The 16,644-nt window shown below is 72.2% G+C and carries 16 protein-coding genes; 10 read left to right on the forward strand and 6 right to left on the reverse strand.

What is annotated here, in order from left to right:
• Positions 1-30: 30 nt before the first annotated feature.
• Positions 31-1,227: a PAS domain-containing sensor histidine kinase gene (locus tag F7P10_RS27900; RefSeq protein WP_151013682.1), complete on the forward strand. Its 1,197-nt coding sequence runs from the start codon at positions 31-33 to the stop codon at positions 1,225-1,227.
• On the opposite strand, the gene ddaH is transcribed toward F7P10_RS27900, so the two are convergent.
• Positions 1,224-2,075, reverse strand: a complete 852-nt coding sequence (ddaH, locus tag F7P10_RS27905) for a dimethylargininase (protein WP_151013684.1) — start codon at positions 2,073-2,075, stop codon at positions 1,224-1,226. The genes F7P10_RS27900 and ddaH overlap by 4 nt on opposite strands.
• A gap of 311 nt (positions 2,076-2,386) precedes the next feature.
• Entirely contained in the window at positions 2,387-3,028 is a 642-nt protein-coding gene (locus F7P10_RS27910) for a TetR/AcrR family transcriptional regulator (RefSeq protein WP_218040159.1), read from the reverse strand.
• Between the two features lie 67 nt (positions 3,029-3,095).
• Between F7P10_RS27910 and F7P10_RS27915 the strand changes: the two genes are divergently transcribed.
• The gene (locus tag F7P10_RS27915; RefSeq protein WP_151013686.1) at positions 3,096-4,025 is read left to right on the forward strand and encodes a saccharopine dehydrogenase; all 930 of its coding nucleotides are present in this window, start codon (positions 3,096-3,098) and stop codon (positions 4,023-4,025) included.
• A 20-nt stretch (positions 4,026-4,045) separates the two neighbouring features.
• Here F7P10_RS27915 and F7P10_RS27920 read toward each other — a convergent pair whose 3' ends face one another.
• Positions 4,046-4,879: an alpha/beta fold hydrolase gene (locus F7P10_RS27920; RefSeq protein ID WP_151013688.1), complete on the reverse strand. Its 834-nt coding sequence runs from the start codon at positions 4,877-4,879 to the stop codon at positions 4,046-4,048.
• A 120-nt stretch (positions 4,880-4,999) separates the two neighbouring features.
• On the opposite strand from F7P10_RS27920, the gene F7P10_RS27925 reads away from it, so the two are divergent.
• Positions 5,000-5,734: a class I SAM-dependent methyltransferase gene (locus F7P10_RS27925; protein ID WP_151013690.1), complete on the forward strand. Its 735-nt coding sequence runs from the start codon at positions 5,000-5,002 to the stop codon at positions 5,732-5,734.
• A gap of 16 nt (positions 5,735-5,750) precedes the next feature.
• Here the strand turns inward: F7P10_RS27925 and F7P10_RS27930 are convergent, their stop codons facing one another.
• Positions 5,751-6,701: an NAD(P)-dependent alcohol dehydrogenase gene (locus F7P10_RS27930; RefSeq protein ID WP_151013692.1), complete on the reverse strand. Its 951-nt coding sequence runs from the start codon at positions 6,699-6,701 to the stop codon at positions 5,751-5,753.
• 173 nt (positions 6,702-6,874) lie between these two features.
• Here F7P10_RS27930 and F7P10_RS27935 point away from each other — a divergent pair, with 173 nt between their 5' ends.
• Positions 6,875-6,976 carry a DUF397 domain-containing protein gene (locus tag F7P10_RS27935; protein ID WP_218040160.1) on the forward strand — a complete coding sequence of 34 codons (102 nt, stop codon included), beginning with the start codon at positions 6,875-6,877 and terminating at the stop codon, positions 6,974-6,976.
• Positions 6,977-6,985: 9 nt separating this feature from the next.
• On the opposite strand, the gene F7P10_RS27940 is transcribed toward F7P10_RS27935, so the two are convergent.
• Positions 6,986-8,866, reverse strand: a complete 1,881-nt coding sequence (locus F7P10_RS27940) for a Na+/H+ antiporter NhaA (RefSeq protein WP_151013694.1) — start codon at positions 8,864-8,866, stop codon at positions 6,986-6,988.
• 187 nt (positions 8,867-9,053) lie between these two features.
• Here F7P10_RS27940 and F7P10_RS27945 point away from each other — a divergent pair, with 187 nt between their 5' ends.
• The 3 genes from F7P10_RS27945 to F7P10_RS27955 are packed head-to-tail and all read left to right on the forward strand — an operon-like array spanning position 9,054 to position 10,902.
• Positions 9,054-9,491: a DUF1707 domain-containing protein gene (locus F7P10_RS27945; RefSeq protein WP_254716061.1), complete on the forward strand. Its 438-nt coding sequence runs from the start codon at positions 9,054-9,056 to the stop codon at positions 9,489-9,491.
• 58 nt (positions 9,492-9,549) lie between these two features.
• Positions 9,550-10,041: an Imm21 family immunity protein gene (locus tag F7P10_RS27950; RefSeq protein ID WP_151013695.1), complete on the forward strand. Its 492-nt coding sequence runs from the start codon at positions 9,550-9,552 to the stop codon at positions 10,039-10,041.
• A gap of 9 nt (positions 10,042-10,050) precedes the next feature.
• Positions 10,051-10,902 carry a phosphorothioated DNA-binding restriction endonuclease gene (locus tag F7P10_RS27955; protein ID WP_151013696.1) on the forward strand — a complete coding sequence of 284 codons (852 nt, stop codon included), beginning with the start codon at positions 10,051-10,053 and terminating at the stop codon, positions 10,900-10,902.
• 136 nt (positions 10,903-11,038) lie between these two features.
• On the opposite strand, the gene lpdA is transcribed toward F7P10_RS27955, so the two are convergent.
• Positions 11,039-12,442 carry a dihydrolipoyl dehydrogenase gene (gene lpdA, locus F7P10_RS27960; protein WP_151013697.1) on the reverse strand — a complete coding sequence of 468 codons (1,404 nt, stop codon included), beginning with the start codon at positions 12,440-12,442 and terminating at the stop codon, positions 11,039-11,041.
• A gap of 218 nt (positions 12,443-12,660) precedes the next feature.
• On the opposite strand from lpdA, the gene F7P10_RS27965 reads away from it, so the two are divergent.
• The 3 genes from F7P10_RS27965 (at position 12,661) to F7P10_RS27975 (ending at position 16,638) form a co-directional block, all read left to right on the forward strand.
• Positions 12,661-13,188: a hypothetical protein gene (locus F7P10_RS27965; RefSeq protein ID WP_151013698.1), complete on the forward strand. Its 528-nt coding sequence runs from the start codon at positions 12,661-12,663 to the stop codon at positions 13,186-13,188.
• A 63-nt stretch (positions 13,189-13,251) separates the two neighbouring features.
• Positions 13,252-14,628 (forward strand): MFS transporter, encoded by a 1,377-nt coding sequence (locus F7P10_RS27970; RefSeq protein ID WP_151013700.1) that lies wholly within the window; start codon positions 13,252-13,254, stop codon positions 14,626-14,628.
• Between the two features lie 618 nt (positions 14,629-15,246).
• Positions 15,247-16,638 (forward strand): family 2B encapsulin nanocompartment shell protein, encoded by a 1,392-nt coding sequence (locus tag F7P10_RS27975; RefSeq protein WP_254716062.1) that lies wholly within the window; start codon positions 15,247-15,249, stop codon positions 16,636-16,638.
• Positions 16,639-16,644 lie beyond the last annotated feature (6 nt).

The raw sequence follows: 16,644 nt of genomic DNA on the forward strand, positions 1-16,644 counted from the left end.
GCTTTTGGTGCATTTGGGTAGTGGAAGGGCATGGCGGATGTGGATCTGGGCGAGGTGTTCGACGCCATGCCCGCGGCGTGCGTGGTGCTGTACCCGGACATGACGGTCGCCGCGCTGAACCGCGAGTGGGAGCGGCTGGTGGGCCTCGGTGCCGAGGTGGTCGGCCGCGACGTCTTCGACGTGCTGCCCCGGACAGCGGCCAGCGCGAACGCGCGGGCCTCGTTCGACTGGGTCCTCGCCGAGGGGAAGACCGACGTCATGCCGGTCTTCCGGTACGACCTCGAGAACCCAGCCCGGCCGGGACAGTTCGAGGAGCGGTACTGGAACATGGTCACCGCGCCGGTGTTCGACGGCGACGGGCGCGTCAAGCTGCTCGCCGTCCGCGCCGAGGACGTCACCTCGTTCGTCGATCGGCTCGGCCTGCGCCCGCCGTCCGGCGCCGGCTCGCCCGTGGAGCTGGAGACCGTGGGGGCCGAACTTTTCGTCCGCGCACGGGAGCTGCGGGAGGCCAACGAGCGGCTCCGCGAGACCCACCAGCGGGAGCGGCGGACCACCTCGGAACTGAAGGAGACCGTCCGGCTGCAACGGCAGGAGGTCGCCGACGTCTCGCACGACCTGCGCAACCCGATCGCCGGGCTCCAGGCGCGGGTGGAGTCCGCCCTGACCGACGAGCCGGGCACCGACCACCGCCCGGCACTGCTCGCGGCCATGCAGGACCTCGAACGGCTGAACGACATCGTCGCCGACCTGCTCGAACTCGCCCAGCTCGACGCCGGCGCCCAACTCGCGGTCGAACCGGTCGACCTCGCCCAGTTGGTCCGGGAGGCGCTGGTGCGGCAGCCCGTCCGCAAGACCCTCGCCACGCACCTCGAACGCCCGGCCGCGGTGCAGGGCTCCCGGTCCCGACTGCTGCGGGTGCTGAACAACCTGCTGGCCAACGCCGACCGCCACGCCGGTTCGGCGGTCGACGTGCACCTCACCACCGAGGAGAGCTGCGCGGTTCTGCGGGTCATCGACGACGGCCCGGGCATTCCCGCCGCCGAGCGCGAGGCGATCTTCCAGCGCTTCTACCGCCGTGCGGACGCCCGCCGCGCCGACCCCGGCGGCACGGGCCTCGGCCTGTCGATCGCCCGCCAGACCGCGCTCGCGCACCACGGCACCCTGTACGTCGAGGACCGTCCGGAGGGCACCTGCATGGTCCTGCGCATCCCGCTGGCGAGCGGCTAGCGCGCGGTCCCGGCGCGCAGCTCCAGCGTGCAGCACTTCGGACCGCCACCGGCCTTGCGCAGCTCCGACAGATCCACCGGGACCGGCTCGTACCCGCGAGCGCGCAGCGCGCCGATCAGCCCTTCCGCCTCGGCGTTGATCACCACGTTGCGCCCGTCGCACACGGCGTTCAGCCCGAGCACCGCCGCGTCCCGTCCGGCCGCGAGCACGGCGTCCGGGAACAGCCGCTCCAGCACCGCGCGGCTCCCCGGCGAGAACGCGCCCGGGTAGTAGGCCACGTTGCCGCCGTCCAGCGCGAACAGGGCCGTGTCGAGGTGGTAGAAGCGCGGATCGACGAGCCGGAGCGTCACCACCGGACGGCCGAGGAACTCCTGCGCCTCCTGGTGCGCGGCGATCTCCGTGCGAAACCCCGTCCCCGCGAGGATCACGTCGTCGAGCGTGAGGAAGTCGCCCTCGCCCTCGTTCACGTGCTCCGGTTCGCGGACGTCCGCGAACCCGTTCGCCCGCAGCCACGCCGCGTACGCGGGCCCCTCGGCCCGCCGCTCCGGGTGCGCGAACCGGGCCCCGTACGCGCGGCCCCCGACGACCAGCGCGCCGTTCGCCGCGAACACCATGTCCGGCAGCCCCGCGACCGGCTCGATCAGGCTCACCTCGTGGCCCAGGTCCAGGTACGCGGCCCGCAGCGCCTCCCACTGCGCCACCGCGCGCCCGGCGTCGGCGCCCGCCGCCGGGTCCATCCACGGGTTGATCGCGTACGAGACGGCGAAGTGCTCCGGGCGGCACATCAGGTAGTGCCGCCGCGTCGCGGTCCGCGCGGGTGCTGGCTCCATCGCCGGCATGACGGTCATGGCGTCTCCACAGGGCGTGCGAAGAGGGAATCGACTGATCGAAAGCCTAGAAAGCCGGCGCCCGCGAACCAATGCGCCGGCCTTGCGCCCACCTGGCGGTTCGTTGCCCCTTTCGCGCCCGGACGCACGGAACGTTGCGCGGCTCCCCGCGCGGAGGCGCGCGACGTCGGCCGACCGGACGCCGTCAGGTCACCGGGGTGCCGACCAGGTAGACGGTCGGGGACGGCGTCTCGCAGGTCGCCGTGGCGAGGTCATTCAGCCTTCTCGCGAACTTCGTTGGCACCGCCGCACGGAAATCCCCGGCCGCGGCGCTAGTCCGTTTCGTCGCGCAGGAGGCCCTTGCGCAGCAGCTCGGCGACCGCGTCGTCCCACCGCCGGAGCTGGTCGCCGGAGGCGAGCGGCTCGGGCAGGTGGCGGTCGAGCTGGGCGCGGAGGATGACGGTGCCGAGGACGAGGACGAGCGGGTTCAGCACGGCCCACGTGCGGTCGGTGCCGGGCGCGAGCAGGCCGTGGTCGGCGAGCTGGTCCCATTGGGCGGTGCTGACGGTGACGAGGCCGTCGAAGACCACGGAGGCGAACGCGTCGCCGTCGGCCAGGGCGCGTCCCACGTACCCGACCACCTCGGGATGGTCGGTCATGATCGAGGTGACGCGGTGGCCGAGTTCGGCGATCGGGTCCGCGGGCGGCGCGGGCAGCGGCTCGGCGGCGATCGCTTCGCCGAGGACCCGCAGGACGTGGTCCTCGACGGCCGAGACCAGGCGGGCCTTGGTGCCGAAGTGATGCTGGACCAGCCCGATGGACACCCCCGCGGCCTCGGCGACCGCGCGCAGCGAGGTGCCGGAGACGCCGCGGGTCGCGAAGCATCCCAGGGCGGCGTCCCGGATCCGGTCCACCGCCGACGGCTCGGCGGGGTCCGCCCGGTAAGGGAACAGCGACTGGGGATCCACGTCCACCACCCTAGACAATATGTCCATATTGTGCGACAGTATGTACGTATTGTCCAGTGGTGGAGGGGTGGACATGGCCACGGTGCTGGTACTCGGCGGCTACGGCGCGGTCGGACGCCCGGTCGTTGCGCTGCTGCGCGAGGGCGGCGACACCGCGATCACGGCCGGCCGCGACGCCGCGCGCGCCGACCGTCCGGTCGACCTCGCCGAGACCGGGCTGCGCTCCTACCTCGGCGCGCTCGCCGGAATCGACGTCGTGGTCAACGCCTCGGGCGCGGAGGACCCGCGGCTCGCCGAACTCGCGACGGCACGGGGCGCCGCGTTCGTCGACATCACCGCCACCGCGTCCTACATCGCCGCGCTGGAACGGCTGGACGCGCCGCGCCCGGTGCTCGTCAGCGTCGGGCTCGCCCCCGGGCTGACCAACCTGCTCGCCGCCGCCGTCCACGAGCGCGCGGCCGGCCCCGTCGACCTGGCCGTCCTGCTCGGAGCGGGCGAGAAGCACGGCGCCGCGGCGACCGAGTGGTCCTACCGGCTGCTCGGGCGCCGCTTCCGCGCCCACGGCGCCACGATCCGCAACTACACCCGGCCCGCGCCGTTCGACCTGCCCGGCCACGGCCGCCGGCGGCTCCGCCGGCTGGACTTCTCCGACCAGCACACGCTCAGCCGGGACCTGGGGACGCGGGTGCGGACCTACTTCGGGCTCGACTCGCGGCCGGCGAGCGCCGCGCTGGCCGTCCTGACCTGGATCCCCGGCGGTTCCCGCGCGCCGCGCGGCCTGCACCCGCCGGGCGGCGACGAGTGGCTCCTCCTGGCCCGGGGCAGCGACGGCACCACGCGATGGGCCCGCGGCCGCGGCCAGTCCCACGGCACGGCGATCATGACGGCCGTCGCCGCCCGCGCGGCGCCGGGGCTGCCGCCCGGCACCCACCACCTCCACCGCGTGCTCGCACTCGGCGACCTGCCCGCCGACCAGGGGATCGAGATCGCCCCGGCCGGGTGAGGCGTACCTCGCGACCGGCCTCAGCGCCCCGCGAGGAACGCCGCGAGGGGCTCGGTCTGCCCGAGGATCGCGTGCCCCGCCTCCGGCAGCAGGACGACGGTCGAGTCCGGGACGCATTCCCGCACGCGCCGCGCCGTCCCGCGCGAGTCGAGCATCGCGTCGCGCGCCCCGACGATCACCAGCACGGGCGTCTCCAGACCCCGCAGCGCCCCGTCCGGGAACACCGGTAGCCGCTCCATGCGCGGCTTGAAGTGCTCGAACGTCAGCGCGAGCCCGTCCAGGACCGGTCCATCCGCCAGGCCCGTGACGGACGCCGCCGACCGCCGCACCCCGCCGCGCCCCACCATCCGCAGGAGCACCGCCTTCACGAGCCAGCCCGTCTTCTGCCGCCCCAGGCCGCCGGGGCACAGCAGCCCCAGCCGCCGCACCCGGTCCGGGCGCCGGACGGCGTAGTCGAGGGCGATCCACCCGCCGAGGGACGCCCCGACGAACGCGGCGTCCGCGAGCCCGAGCCCGTCCAGCACGTCGTCGAGCCACAGCGCGGGCGCGTCCGTCCCCAGCACGGGACGCGACGGCGCGCTCAGGCCCGGCTCGCCGACGAGGTCGACGGCGTGGACGCGGAACTCCCGCGACCACGCGGCGACGTCGTCCTCCCACATCCGCGCGTTCGCCCCCGACCCGTGCAGCAGCACCACGGGCGGCGCGTCCTCGGGCCCGGACACCAGGACGAACGTCTCACCCTCGCGGGTGGGCACCCGCACGTGCTCGGCGGGCACCGGCCAGCCGTCCAGCGCCTCCCGGTACCGCCGCAGGAGCTCGCGCCCCCCGGCTTCCGACTTGTAGATCACGCTCATCCCGACCCCCTTGGTTGCGTCATCATGCAAACTACCTCATAGAAGTGCTTATAAGGCAAGATGGGGAAGCTTAGGTAATTAAGATGACGGCTCCCGAGACGCCGAGTTAGCGTCCCTGCCATGGACGATCACTTCGGCGAGGACGTCGCGGCCACCTACGACGACCCGTCGGGGGAGATGTTCGCGCCGGAGGCCATCGACCCCGCCGTGGACCTCCTCGCGGAACTCGCCGGCGACGGCCGCGCCCTCGAACTCGGCATCGGCACCGGCCGCATCGCGCTGCCGCTCGCCCGCCGCGGCGTCCCGGTCCACGGGATCGACCTGTCGGCCGCCATGGTCGCCCGGCTCCGCGCCAAGCCCGGCGGCGACGCGATCGGCGTGACGATGGGCGACTTCGCCACCACCCGCGTCCCGGGCCCGTTCGCGCTCGCCTACCTCGTCTTCAACACGATCGACAACCTGACCACGCAGGACGCCCAGGTGGCGTGCTTCGAGAACGCCGCGGCCCACCTCGAGCCCGGCGGGCACTTCGTCATCGAGGTCGGCGTGCCCCCGCTCCGGCGCCTCCCGCCCGGCCAGACGACCGTCCCGTTCCGCGTCGGCGAGTCGAGTTGGGCGTTCGACCGCCTCGACTGCGCCACCCAGGCGATGAGCTCGACCTACGTCACCGTCGAGGGCGGCCGCGGCGAGTTCCGCTCGATCCCGTTCCGGTACGTGTGGCCGTCCGAGCTTGACCTGATGGCCCGGATCGCGGGCATGGAGCGGCACGCCCGCTGGTCCACCTGGACGCGCGACCCGTTCACGCACGAGAGCGAGAAGCACATCTCCGTCTGGCGCAAGCCCGCGACGGCCTGAACGCCCGGACCTCGCATCAGCCGACCGTCACGACCACCTTGCCGAGTGCGCTCCCCTCGCCGACGTGGCGCAGCGCCTCGGGCACCTCGTCGAGCGTGAAGGTGCGGTCGATGTGGACGGCGACGTCGCCCGCGACGCAGAGGTCGGCGAGCGGCCCGAACCGCGCGGGCCCGGGGCGCACCACGAGCACTCCCAGCCTCCGCCCGGCGAGCCGCCCACCGATCGCCCCGATCATCGCCACGCCGAGCAGGACCGGCACGGGGCCGCCCACGCACCGGTACCGGCCGCCGCGGGCCAACGCCCGTCCGCAGGCGAACGGCGAGCGGGAGGCGACGAGATCCAGCACCAGGTCGTAGCGCCCACCCGTCCGGGTGAAGTCCCGCCTCCGGTAGTCGATCACCTCGTCGGCGCCCACCGACCGCATGAAGTCGAGCTTGGCGGCGTTGTCGACACCGGTCACATGGGCACCGGCCCGCTTGGCCAACTGGATCGCGAAGGAGCCCGTGCCGCCCCCGGCGCCGTTGATCAGTACCCGGCGCCCCGCTCCGGCGGTCCCTTGCAGCGCGATCGGGCCCGCCTGGGGAATCGTCGACGCCTCGGCGAAGGTCAGCCCCTCCGGCTTGCGTGCGAGGGCCGACTCCGGCGCCACCGCGAACTCGGCGAAGCCGCCCTTCAGGGCGAGGTTGTCGCCGTACACCTCGTCTCCCACGCCGAAGCGGGACACCCCCGGCCCCACGGCCTCCACCCGCCCGGCGATGTCCGAGCCGAGCGTCCTGCGCGCGGGCCTTCGCAGCCCGCCGATCCGCGAGTACAGCGGAGCGCCGCGCAAGGTCTCCCAGTCCGACAGGTTGACCGAGGTCGCCACCACGCGCACGAGCACCTGCCCGGAATCCGGCGTCGGCGCCGGCACGTCCTCCACCCGCAGCACGTCCGTCGAGCCGTACCTGTCGTAGACAACCGCCCGCATCTCGCCTCCCGGCTCCGCAGCGCCGCCCGAGCGGAGGGTAACCCGCTCCGCGCCGCCGGTCCACGGAGACGTCCGGTGAAGGCTCACGGCATGAGCGCCTACACGATCTTCCCGACCCCGGTCGAGGCCGGCCGGACGCCCGTGTCCTGCGCGTAGGCCGCGGGGGTGTCGCCGTGCGGGACTCCAAGGATCCGGACGGGCCGCGCTTGGGCTTCGGCCGCCGCGAGTTCGGCGGCCTGCTCGACCGCATCCGGCACGGCGAGTTCGACCGCTGACCCGAGGGGTCAGTCCGTGATGGCGGCACGGGCGCGGGCGACGCGGACGGCGGCCGAGAGGCTCGCGATGTCGTAGGCGCCGTGGTGGCGGCGTCCGTTGACGAAGAAGGTGGGCGTGCCGGCCACCGAGCTGAGGTCGGCCGACTCGACGTCCGCGGCGACGCGCGCGGCGCCCTTGTGGGCGTCCAAATCCCGTTCGAAGCGTGCGATGTCCAGCTCGGCGGCCGTCGCGTACGCGCGCAGTTGCTCGAACGGCAGGTCGCCCTGGTGCCTGAGCAGCAGGTCGTGCATCTCCCAGAAACGGTCCTGGCGCGCGGCGGCCTCCGCGGCCTCGGCCGCGAGCTGGGCGTTGATGTGCACGTCCGTCAGCGGCAGGTGGCGCCACACGTAGCGGACGTCGCCGAAGTCCGCGAGGAGTTCGCGGACGACCGGTTCCGCCTGCCCGCAGTAGGGGCATTCGTAGTCGCCGTACTCGACGATCGTCACCGGGGCGTGTTCGGGCCCTCGCACGTGGTCGACGTCCGGGTCGACGGGCGTGGCCAGGTCGATGATCGTCTCGGCCTTGCCCAGCAGCACCCGCAGGCGCAACGGCTTCGGCAGGGTGGCGATCACCGCGGTGACGAGGCGGGACGTCAGGAAGGACAGCAGCAGGGTGCTCAGCACGCCGATCTTGGCGTCCTCGAGGGCCGCGCCGGTGAAGGCGTGCGTCGCGATGAGCAGCGAGACGGTGAAGCCGGCCGCGGAGAGCGTGCCGCCGGCGACGAGGGCTCCCCAGCCGACCGGCAGCCGGACGCGGCCGCGCGACGCGGCGGCCGTCAGCGCGGACGCGGCGACGACGCCGACCGGCTTGCCGACGCCGTAAGCGATGAGGATGCCGAGGGTGATCGGCGAGGTGAAGGCGTCCGCCAGCCTGCCGCCGCCGAGCTCGATACCGGCGTTGGCCAGCGCGAACACGGGAACCACCAGGTAGCTCGTCCACGGGTGGTACATGCCCTGGTACCGGTCGTTGGGGGAGATGGCCGAGGCGATGCCGACCCGCACGTGCCGTTCCAGTTCGGGCGTGGGCTGCTCGCGGAACAGCCTGAACAGCCCGCTGGCCTGCTCTAGGTCGGAACGGCTCGCCGGGTAGGCGTAGGTGAGCAGGCCCATCGCCAGACCGGTCACGATGGGGTCGACCCCCGAATCGAGCAGGGCGCCCCACATGACGACGCCCAGCACCGCGTACACGGCGCCCCTGCGCACGCCGAGGCGCCGGACGAGCAGGATGACGGCGAACGCGGCGACGGCGACCGGCAGCGCGGGCACGGTGAGGCGGTCGCCGTAGAAGACGGCGATGACGCCGAGGGCCACGAAGTCGTCGACGACGCTCATCGTGAGGATGAAGACCCGCAGGTTCGGCGGTATGTGGCGGCCGACGACGGCGAGCAGGCCCAGGGCGAACGCGGTGTCGGTGGACATCGCCACGCCCCAGCCCTGCTCCGTCCCGTGCCCGGCGTTGACCGCCAGGTAGAGGGCGATGGGCACGATCATGCTGCTGAGCCCCGCGGCGAGCGGCAGCGCCAGCCGCCTGCGCTCGCGCAGCTCCCCCAGGTCGAACTCGCGGCGGGCCTCCAGCCCGACGACGAAGAAGAACAGCGTCATCAGACCGCTGTTGATCCACTCGCGCAGGTCGAGCGAGATCCCGTGCGAGCCGAGGCGGAGGGACAGGTGGGTGCCCCAGAACGACTCGTACGCCGAGGGCGACGCGTTCGCCCATGCGAGCGCGACGAGCGCCGCCGCCACCAGGACGGCGGCGCTTCCGGTCTCGGTGCGCAGGAAGTCCCGCAGCGGGGAGCGCGGCTCGGTGCCGCACTGCGTCCGTCCCGTGTAGTCGGCGTGCTCGGAGGCCATGGTCGGGTGCTCGTTCGATGTCGGATCGCGCTGGCGGAGAGGTACGTGCCCAGAACCGGACGAAGATCCCCTGCGCGGCGGCGCGCGGTCCTTCGAACGATGTACCCGCGAATCGTCACGCCGAGGGACGATTCGGGGCCGCTCGGCGCGCGACGCTGGAGAAAGCAGCCACGACACGGGAGCCACGATGGATTCATGGGCCGTCGACCAGGCGAGCGCCGACCTGCGGGCGTCCGACGCGGACCGCGACGCGGTCTTCGAGCGGCTCGGCGACGCCCTCGCCGAGGGCGCGCTCGACACCGCCGAGTACGACCGCCGGCTCGATGCGGCGTCCCGGGCGACCACGCTCGGCGTGCTCGCGCGCCTCACCGCGGACCTGCCCGTCTCCCGCGCCGCCGCCGCCCGCGAGACCGCCGCGCGCGAGGCCGCGAAGGCCCAGGCCGACAAGCGCGAGTGGGTCAAGGAATGGGGCTACTGGGGCGGCGGCGCCCTGATCATGTCCACGATCTGGGGGGTCAACGCCGTCCGCGAGGGGGAGTGGGAGTTCTACTGGCCGCTGGTGCCGCTCGCCATCTGGGCCGCCGTCCTGGTCTCCTACATCCTCTGGCCGAGCAAGGACGACTGACCGTCCGGCTTCCCTCCCGGCCGCGCGTCCAGGATCATGGTCCGCGCGAAGGAGGGCGATGCTGTACACGTGGGTCGAATCGGGTGGCGGGCCGCTGGTGGTCGTGCCCGGATCCCGGCTCGTCCACTGGGGCGGCGCGGAGGACTGCGAGGGCCCCGAGGAAACCGGTGACTACGGCCTGGCCTGCGCGGTCGAGGGATACATCGGGCTGGTGCCGGTCGGCGGCGGGCAGGGGCTGGTACTCGGCGACGAACCGGCGATGACGACCTGGCTGCCGGACGAGCGGTGCTTTCTGCGCTGGTCGGCGGCCGACTCCGAGGCCGGACTCGTGGACGCGGCCCGGCGGGCCCTGCGCTCGGACGTCGAGTGGGACGAGCGGCTCACGTGGGACGTGGACGGCCCCGTCGTCCTGTTCGACTCCGCGTGGCCCGGTGCGGAGCCCGGCAACCAGGTCGGCATCGATCTTGAGCCGGGCACCTACGACGTGCGGTCGGTCTACCGGGAAGACGACCGCAACTGGATGATCCTCGTGCACCTGCAGCCGGTCTAGGGTTCCGGCGTGGACTGGGTGGAGCGGGTCACGACGGTCAACCAGTGGCGGCGGGGCGGCAAGCGGGCCCCGCACAAGCCGTTGCTGCTGCTGTACGCGCTCGGGCACTTCCAGAACCACGGGGACGCGCCGATCGTCTACCGCGACGCCGAGGACCGGCTGCGGCACCTGCTGGACGAGTTCTGGCGCAAGGGCAGCAGCCCCGCGTACCCGTTCCACCACCTGACGAGCGACGGCCTCTGGGAGGTCCGGACGGACGACGGCGGCGGCAGTCCGGGCCCGAACGTGGGGCCGCTGCGGCGCGCGAACGCCGCCGGGCGGTTCGCGGACGACCTGGTGCGCGACCTGCGGGGCGATCCGGGCCTCGCGGCGCGGCTGGGCCGGGCGGTCCTCGACGCGAACTTCGAGCCGTCGCTGCACGCGGAGCTGTGCGCGGAGGTGGGGCTCGCGGTGGACGGGGCGCGCCGCCGCGACCGGGAGTTCCGCAGGCTCGTGCTGATCGCGTACGAGTACCGGTGCGCGTTCTGCGGGTTCGACGGCACCCTGGACGGGACGGCGGTCGGGCTGGACGCCGCGCACGTGCAGTGGTGGGCGTTCGGCGGGCCCGACGAGGTGTCGAACGGGGTCTGCCTGTGCGTCCTGCACCACAAGCTGTTCGACAAGGGCGTGCTCGGCATGGCCGGGGACACGATCACCGTGTCGACGGAGTTCGTCGGACGGGGCGAGGCCGCGCGGACGCAGGTCACGGGGCTCGCGGGACGTCCGGTGATCCCGCCGCAGGGGGCGTTCCCGGCCGTGGCCGCCGAGCGGGTGGCCTGGCACGGCCGGGAGGTGTTCCGGGGCGGGCCCCGCGCCGCCTGAGCGACGACCGGAGCGGAGCTCCGGCGGAGCGGAGGTCGGCGGTCAGGCGGCGGTTCGTTGGGGGGTGTGGGGGTCCGCCCCCACAATGAAACGCGTGAGCGGGGCGTGTCCGGCCCGGCCGGACACGCCCCCGCGCTCAGAGGTTGATCATGTGGCCGGCGAGGCCGTGCACGGCCTCCTTGACGGCCTCGCCCAGGGTGGGGTGGGCGTGGATGTTGCGGGCCACCTCGTGGACGGTGAGGTCCCACTGCTGGGCGAGCGTGAGCTGCGGCAGCAGTTCGGTGACTTCGGGGCCGATCAGGTGGGCGCCGAGGATCTCGCCGTACTTGGCGTCGCTGATGACCTTGACGAAGCCGTCGCCCTCGCCCATGCCGAGCGCCTTGCCGTTGGCGCTGTAGGGGAACTTGGCGACCTTGACCTCGAAGCCCTGCTCCTTGGCCTGCGCCTCCGTCCAGCCGAACGAGGCGATCTGCGGCTGGCAGTAGGTGGCGCGCGGGATCATCACGTACTCGAGTTCCATCGTCTCGGCGTCGGCGATGGTCTCGGCGGCGACGATGCCCATGGCCTCGGCGGCGTGCGCGAGCATCAGCTTGGCGGTGACGTCGCCGATGGCGTAGATGTGCGGGACGGACGTGCGGCAGCGGCCGTCGACGTCGATCGCGCCGCGCTCGGTGAGCTTGACCCCGGCCTTGTCGAGCCCGTAGCCCTCGACGTTCGGCTGGAAGCCGATGGCCTGCAGGACCTTGTCGGTCTCGATGACCTGCTGCTCGCCGGCCTTGCCGGTGACGGTGACCTTGACCTGCGGGCCCGAGTCGTCGATGGAGTCGACGCGGGTGGAGGTCAGGACGTCGATGCCGAGCTTGCGGTAGCGCTTGGCGAGCTCCTTGGAGACGTCGGCGTCCTCGTTCGGGACCATCCGGTCGAGGAACTCGACGATCGTGACCTTCACGCCGTAGTTGTGCAGGACGTAGGCGAACTCGACGCCGATGGCCCCGGCGCCCGCGATCACGATGCTGCCGGGCAGTTCCGAGCTGAGGATCTGCTCCTCGTAGGTGACGACCCGCTCGGACAGGGACGTTCCGGGCAGCAGCTTGGTGTGCGCGCCCGCGGCGACGATGCAGTTGTCGAAGGTGACGGTGTCGGACGAACCGTCCGCCTTCGCGACCTGCAGGGTGTTCGAGTCGGTGAAGGCGCCCCGGCCCTCGTAGGAAGTGATCTTGTTCTTCTTCATCAGGAACTGGACGCCCTTGACGAGCTTGTCCGACACCTGGCGGCTGCGCTGGTGGGCGACGCCGTAGTCGAAGGACACCTGCCCCTCGACGTTGATCCCGTAGGTCTTCTGCTCCTGGGTGAAGATGTGGGCCAGCTCGGCGTTGCGCAGCAGCGCCTTCGAGGGAATGCAGCCGACGTTGAGGCAGACGCCGCCCCAGTACTTCTCCTCGATGATCGCCGTCTTCAGCCCGAGCTGTGCCGACCGGATCGCGGCGACATATCCACCCGGGCCCGCGCCCAGGACCACGACGTCAAAGTGTTCGCTCATATCCGTTGACGATATTCCGCCGCGGGTGGTGCTCGCATCCTGGTCGCGCGGGGAGAGGCGCGTGGGACGAGCGGGGACGGGCGTGCGGCGTGCGGGAGACCGCGCCGAGTGATCGCTTCGGTCACGTACTGTTAGCGGAGGGCGGTGTGGAACAGGGCGAGCCCGCCCGGTCGTTGTCGGCAGATGCCCTTCCCGCCCGGAACCGGAGGAGAAGACGAGTGCGGATCCCCAAGCGCGTCAACGCCGTCCTGGACTGGATGGAGCAGCACTTGCGGGCGCTCGCGGTCGTGTTCGTGCTGGTCGTGCTGGTGCTCGTCCTCGTGGCGCTGGTCACGGCGCTCGTCCCCCCGGCGGTCGGGCTGCCGGTGGCCGGGTTCGTCCTCGGCGCGTCGGCGGGCGGTTACCTGATGCACAGCCGGATGTCGCGGCGGGTGGCGCGGGCCCGCCGGGAGGTGGACGACCTGCTGCGCGAGAACGGGGCGCTGCGGCACCGGTACAACGTCATGGCCAGCGGGGTGATCACCCGCGAGGCGCAGGAGACGCAGGCGATCGTCCCGATCCCGGAGGACGACCTGCTGTACGTGCCCGACGACCCGCAGCGGACGGTGAGCCTGCCCGAGCTGACCGACGAGCTGCTCGGCATGGGCCGGGACGACGCCGACGACGGGCGTGACGGCGGCGGGGGCCCCGGCGGGGACACCGCGGACCTGCGGGACGACGCCGTCGAGGAGTCTCGCAGAGCGTGACCGGGCGACCTCCCGGCGTTAACCCTGTCGATCTTCGGGCAGGGTCCCGCCCGGGAGGTGCCGATGAGCTCTGGGGCCGGAGCGGCGCCCGCGGAACCGGCGGGCGGCGAGGTGGAGGTCGACGAGGCGGACGTGCGCAAGGCCGTCATCGCCTCCGCGATGGGCAACTGCATCGAGTGGTTCGACTTCGGCGTGTTCAGCGCCGGGGTGATGACCGCGATCATCGGGGAGGTCTTCTTCCCGGAGGACTCGGCCGGCAGCGCGACGCTGCGCTCGTTCGCGCTGATCGCCGCCGCGTTCCTCGCCCGTCCGTTCGGCGGCCTGTTCTTCGGGCCGATGGGCGACAAGCTCGGCCGCAAGCGGGTGCTGGCCACCACGATCATCCTGATGTCCGGCGCGACGTTCGTGATCGGGATCCTGCCCAGCTACGAGGTGATCGGGATCGCGGCGCCGCTGGTGCTGCTGGGCGTCCGGCTGATCCAGGGCTTCTCGACGGGCGGCGAGTACGGCGGCGCGGCGACGATGATCGCCGAGTACGCGCCGACGAACAAGCGCGGGTTCTACGGCAGCTTCCTGGAGCTCGGCACGCTGGTCGGCTACATCCTCGGGGCCGGGCTGGTGCTGATGATGACGGTCGCGCTCGGCGACGAGGCGATGCGCGACTGGGGCTGGCGGATCCCGTTCCTGATCGCCCTGCCGCTGGGCGTCGTCGGCCTGTACGTCCGGACGCGGATCGAGGACACCCCGACCTTCCAGCACATGGAGGAGGCGGGCAAGAAGGCCGCCTCGCCGCTGAAGGAGACGCTGCTGCACTACAAGCGGCGGATCCTGCTCCTGATCGGCATCGTGTTCCTGCTGAACATCGCGGACTACACGATGCTGACGTTCATGCCGTCCTACCTGATCGACTACCTCGACTACGACGACACCTCGTCGCAGCTCGTCACGATCGGGGTGGAGGCGGTGATGATCCTGTTCATCGTGCCGCTGGGCGCGCTGTCGGACCGGATCGGCCGCAAACCGTTGCTGATCGCGGCGGCGATCGGGTTCTTCCTCCTGGCCTGGCCCGCGTTCGCGCTGATGCAGACGAACAACACGCTGGGCGTGCTGGGCGGGTACGCGATCATCGGCGGGCTGCTGGTGCTGATGCTGGCGGTGATCGGCTCGACGTTCCCGGCGATCTTCCCGACGAACGTGCGGTACGGGGCGTTCGCGATCGGCTACAACATCTCGACGTCGCTGTTCGGCGGGACGACCGCGGTCGTGGTCGGGTCGCTGATCAGCGTGACGGGGTCGAACTACGTGCCGGCCTTCTACCTGATGCTCGCGGCGGCGGTGGCGTTCGTCCCGATCCTGAAGATCCCGGAGACGGCGCGGGTGCCGATCGACCGGGTCGGGAACGAGGACACCCCGCAACTCGCGGGTTCCGTGGCGAAATGATCGAAAGCGACTGAAAGCGACTGAAATGGAAAGGCGCCCCGGAACCGGCGGTTCCGGGGCGAACTGACCGTTCAGTGGCCGTAGGTCGCCGGCCTCAGCGGGCGAAATGGCGGCGGGCCCAGCCCGCCAGCGTTCCTGCGATCACCAGTGCTGCGGCGGTCTCGATCGCCAGTGCGGTAACAACGATCACTGGGGGCCTCCTCTCGGGTCCACCGGGTCCCGCCTGCCGGGACCCGCTGCGCTTCTGGCACAACACCAGCATGCGGCCGGTCTTTCCCCGCCACGGCCGTCGAAACAGGTGATTTGTGCCACTTTGCGGTGCTCTGACCTGCGGCGAAACCTTCCCGGAAGGTCAAGCCCGCAGGTCGTCGCGCCGCGTTCCGGACGTCCGGACGTCCGTCCGGCGCGGCGCCATCACGGGAAGGTTCGACTCCTGTGACTCCGGGGTAAAGCAAGGGTGAAGGGCATCGCACGTTGCGCCCAAGCGATTACCCTCGGTAGCGTCACCGGTGGCCGAACGGACGGCGCGGCGGGAACGGCACGGTCGGAATCCGGCCTTTCCCTACGCGTTCGCTCGACCATTCCCGAAGCGAACGGCGACGAATCGGTGGTGTGCACGTGACGGAACAGCAGCTGAGCCTCGGTACCTCTGCGGCACGGAATCTGGCGACCACGACCAAGACCGTCCCGCAGATGCAGGGCATCACCTCCCGGTGGCTGCTGCGGCTGCTGCCCTGGGTGGAGGCGAAGGGCGGCGCCTACCGGGTGAACCGCCGCCTGACCTACACGCTCGGCGACGGCCGGGTGACGTTCGTGACGACGGGCGCCGACGTCCGCGTCATCCCCCGCGAGCTGTGCGAACTGCCCCCGCTGCGCGGCTACGACGACGACCTCGCCCTCGACGCGCTCGCCGGACGGTTCGTCCAGCACGAGTACGAGCCCGGCGAGGTCATCGTCGAGGAAGGGCGGCCGGTCGACAAGGTCGTCCTCGTCGCGCACGGCAAGCTCAGCCGCACGACCGCCGGCGAGTACGGCACCGAGGCGGTGCACGGGACGCTCGCCGACGGCGACTTCTTCGGCGACCAGGCGCTCCTCGGCGAGGAGGAGTCGCCCGAATGGGACAGCACCGTGAAGGCGGTGACGTCCTGCACGCTGCTCACGGTGAGCGTGACCGACTTCCAGGAGACCCTCGGGCAGTCGCCGACCCTCCAGGCGCACCTCGACGAGTACCGCAACACGCCGGATCGCCCGCACAACGCGCACGGCGAAGCGGCGATCGACCTCTCGGCCGGCCACATCGGCGAGCCCGCGCTGCCCGGCACGTTCGTCGACTACGAGGCCGCGCCGCGCGAGTACGAGCTGAGCGTCGCGCAGACGGTGCTGCGCGTCCACACCCGCGTCGCCGACCTGTACAACCATCCGATGGACCAGGTGGAGCAGCAGCTCCGGCTGACCATCGAGGCGCTGCGCGAGCGCCAGGAGAACGAGATGATCAACAACTCGGACTTCGGGCTGCTGCACAACTCGGCCCTGTCGCAGCGCATCCACACCCGCGGCGGCCCGCCCACCCCGGACGACATGGACGAGCTGCTCGCCCTCGTGTACAAGGAGCCCGCGTTCTTCCTCGCCCACCCGAAGGCGATCTCCGCGTTCGGCCGCGAGTGCAGCACCCGCGGCATCTACCCCGACAACGTCGACGTCCTCGGCCAGCGCGTCCCCGCCTGGCGCGGCGTCCCGATCTTCCCGTGCGACAAGATCCCGGTGAGCTCCCGCCGCACCAGCTCGATCCTGCTGATGCGGACCGGCGAGGCCGCCCAGGGCGTCGTCGGGCTGCACCAGACCGGGCTGCCGGACGAGTACCAGCCGGGGCTGTCGGTCCGGTTCATGGGCATCGACGACAAGGCCCTCATCCAGTACCTGGTCAGCGCCTACTACTCGGCGGCCGTCCTGGTGCCGGACGCGCTCGCGATGCTCGAGTCCGTCGAGATCGCCCACGGCGCGGGGGCGTGACACCCG

This window comes from Actinomadura sp. WMMB 499 (genome assembly GCF_008824145.1).
Classification (GTDB): domain Bacteria; phylum Actinomycetota; class Actinomycetes; order Streptosporangiales; family Streptosporangiaceae; genus Spirillospora.

Coding starts and splice junctions, on each gene's coding strand:
- F7P10_RS27900 (WP_151013682.1), top strand. CDS start 31: ATGGCGGATGTGGATCTGGGCGAGGTGTTCGACGCCATGCCCGCGGCG.
- ddaH (WP_151013684.1), bottom strand. CDS start 2,075: ATGACCGTCATGCCGGCGATGGAGCCAGCACCCGCGCGGACCGCGACG.
- F7P10_RS27915 (WP_151013686.1), top strand. CDS start 3,096: ATGGCCACGGTGCTGGTACTCGGCGGCTACGGCGCGGTCGGACGCCCG.
- F7P10_RS27920 (WP_151013688.1), bottom strand. CDS start 4,879: ATGAGCGTGATCTACAAGTCGGAAGCCGGGGGGCGCGAGCTCCTGCGG.
- F7P10_RS27925 (WP_151013690.1), top strand. CDS start 5,000: ATGGACGATCACTTCGGCGAGGACGTCGCGGCCACCTACGACGACCCG.
- F7P10_RS27930 (WP_151013692.1), bottom strand. CDS start 6,701: ATGCGGGCGGTTGTCTACGACAGGTACGGCTCGACGGACGTGCTGCGG.
- F7P10_RS27940 (WP_151013694.1), bottom strand. CDS start 8,866: ATGGCCTCCGAGCACGCCGACTACACGGGACGGACGCAGTGCGGCACC.
- F7P10_RS27945 (WP_254716061.1), top strand. CDS start 9,054: ATGGATTCATGGGCCGTCGACCAGGCGAGCGCCGACCTGCGGGCGTCC.
- F7P10_RS27950 (WP_151013695.1), top strand. CDS start 9,550: ATGCTGTACACGTGGGTCGAATCGGGTGGCGGGCCGCTGGTGGTCGTG.
- lpdA (WP_151013697.1), bottom strand. CDS start 12,442: ATGAGCGAACACTTTGACGTCGTGGTCCTGGGCGCGGGCCCGGGTGGA.
- F7P10_RS27970 (WP_151013700.1), top strand. CDS start 13,252: ATGAGCTCTGGGGCCGGAGCGGCGCCCGCGGAACCGGCGGGCGGCGAG.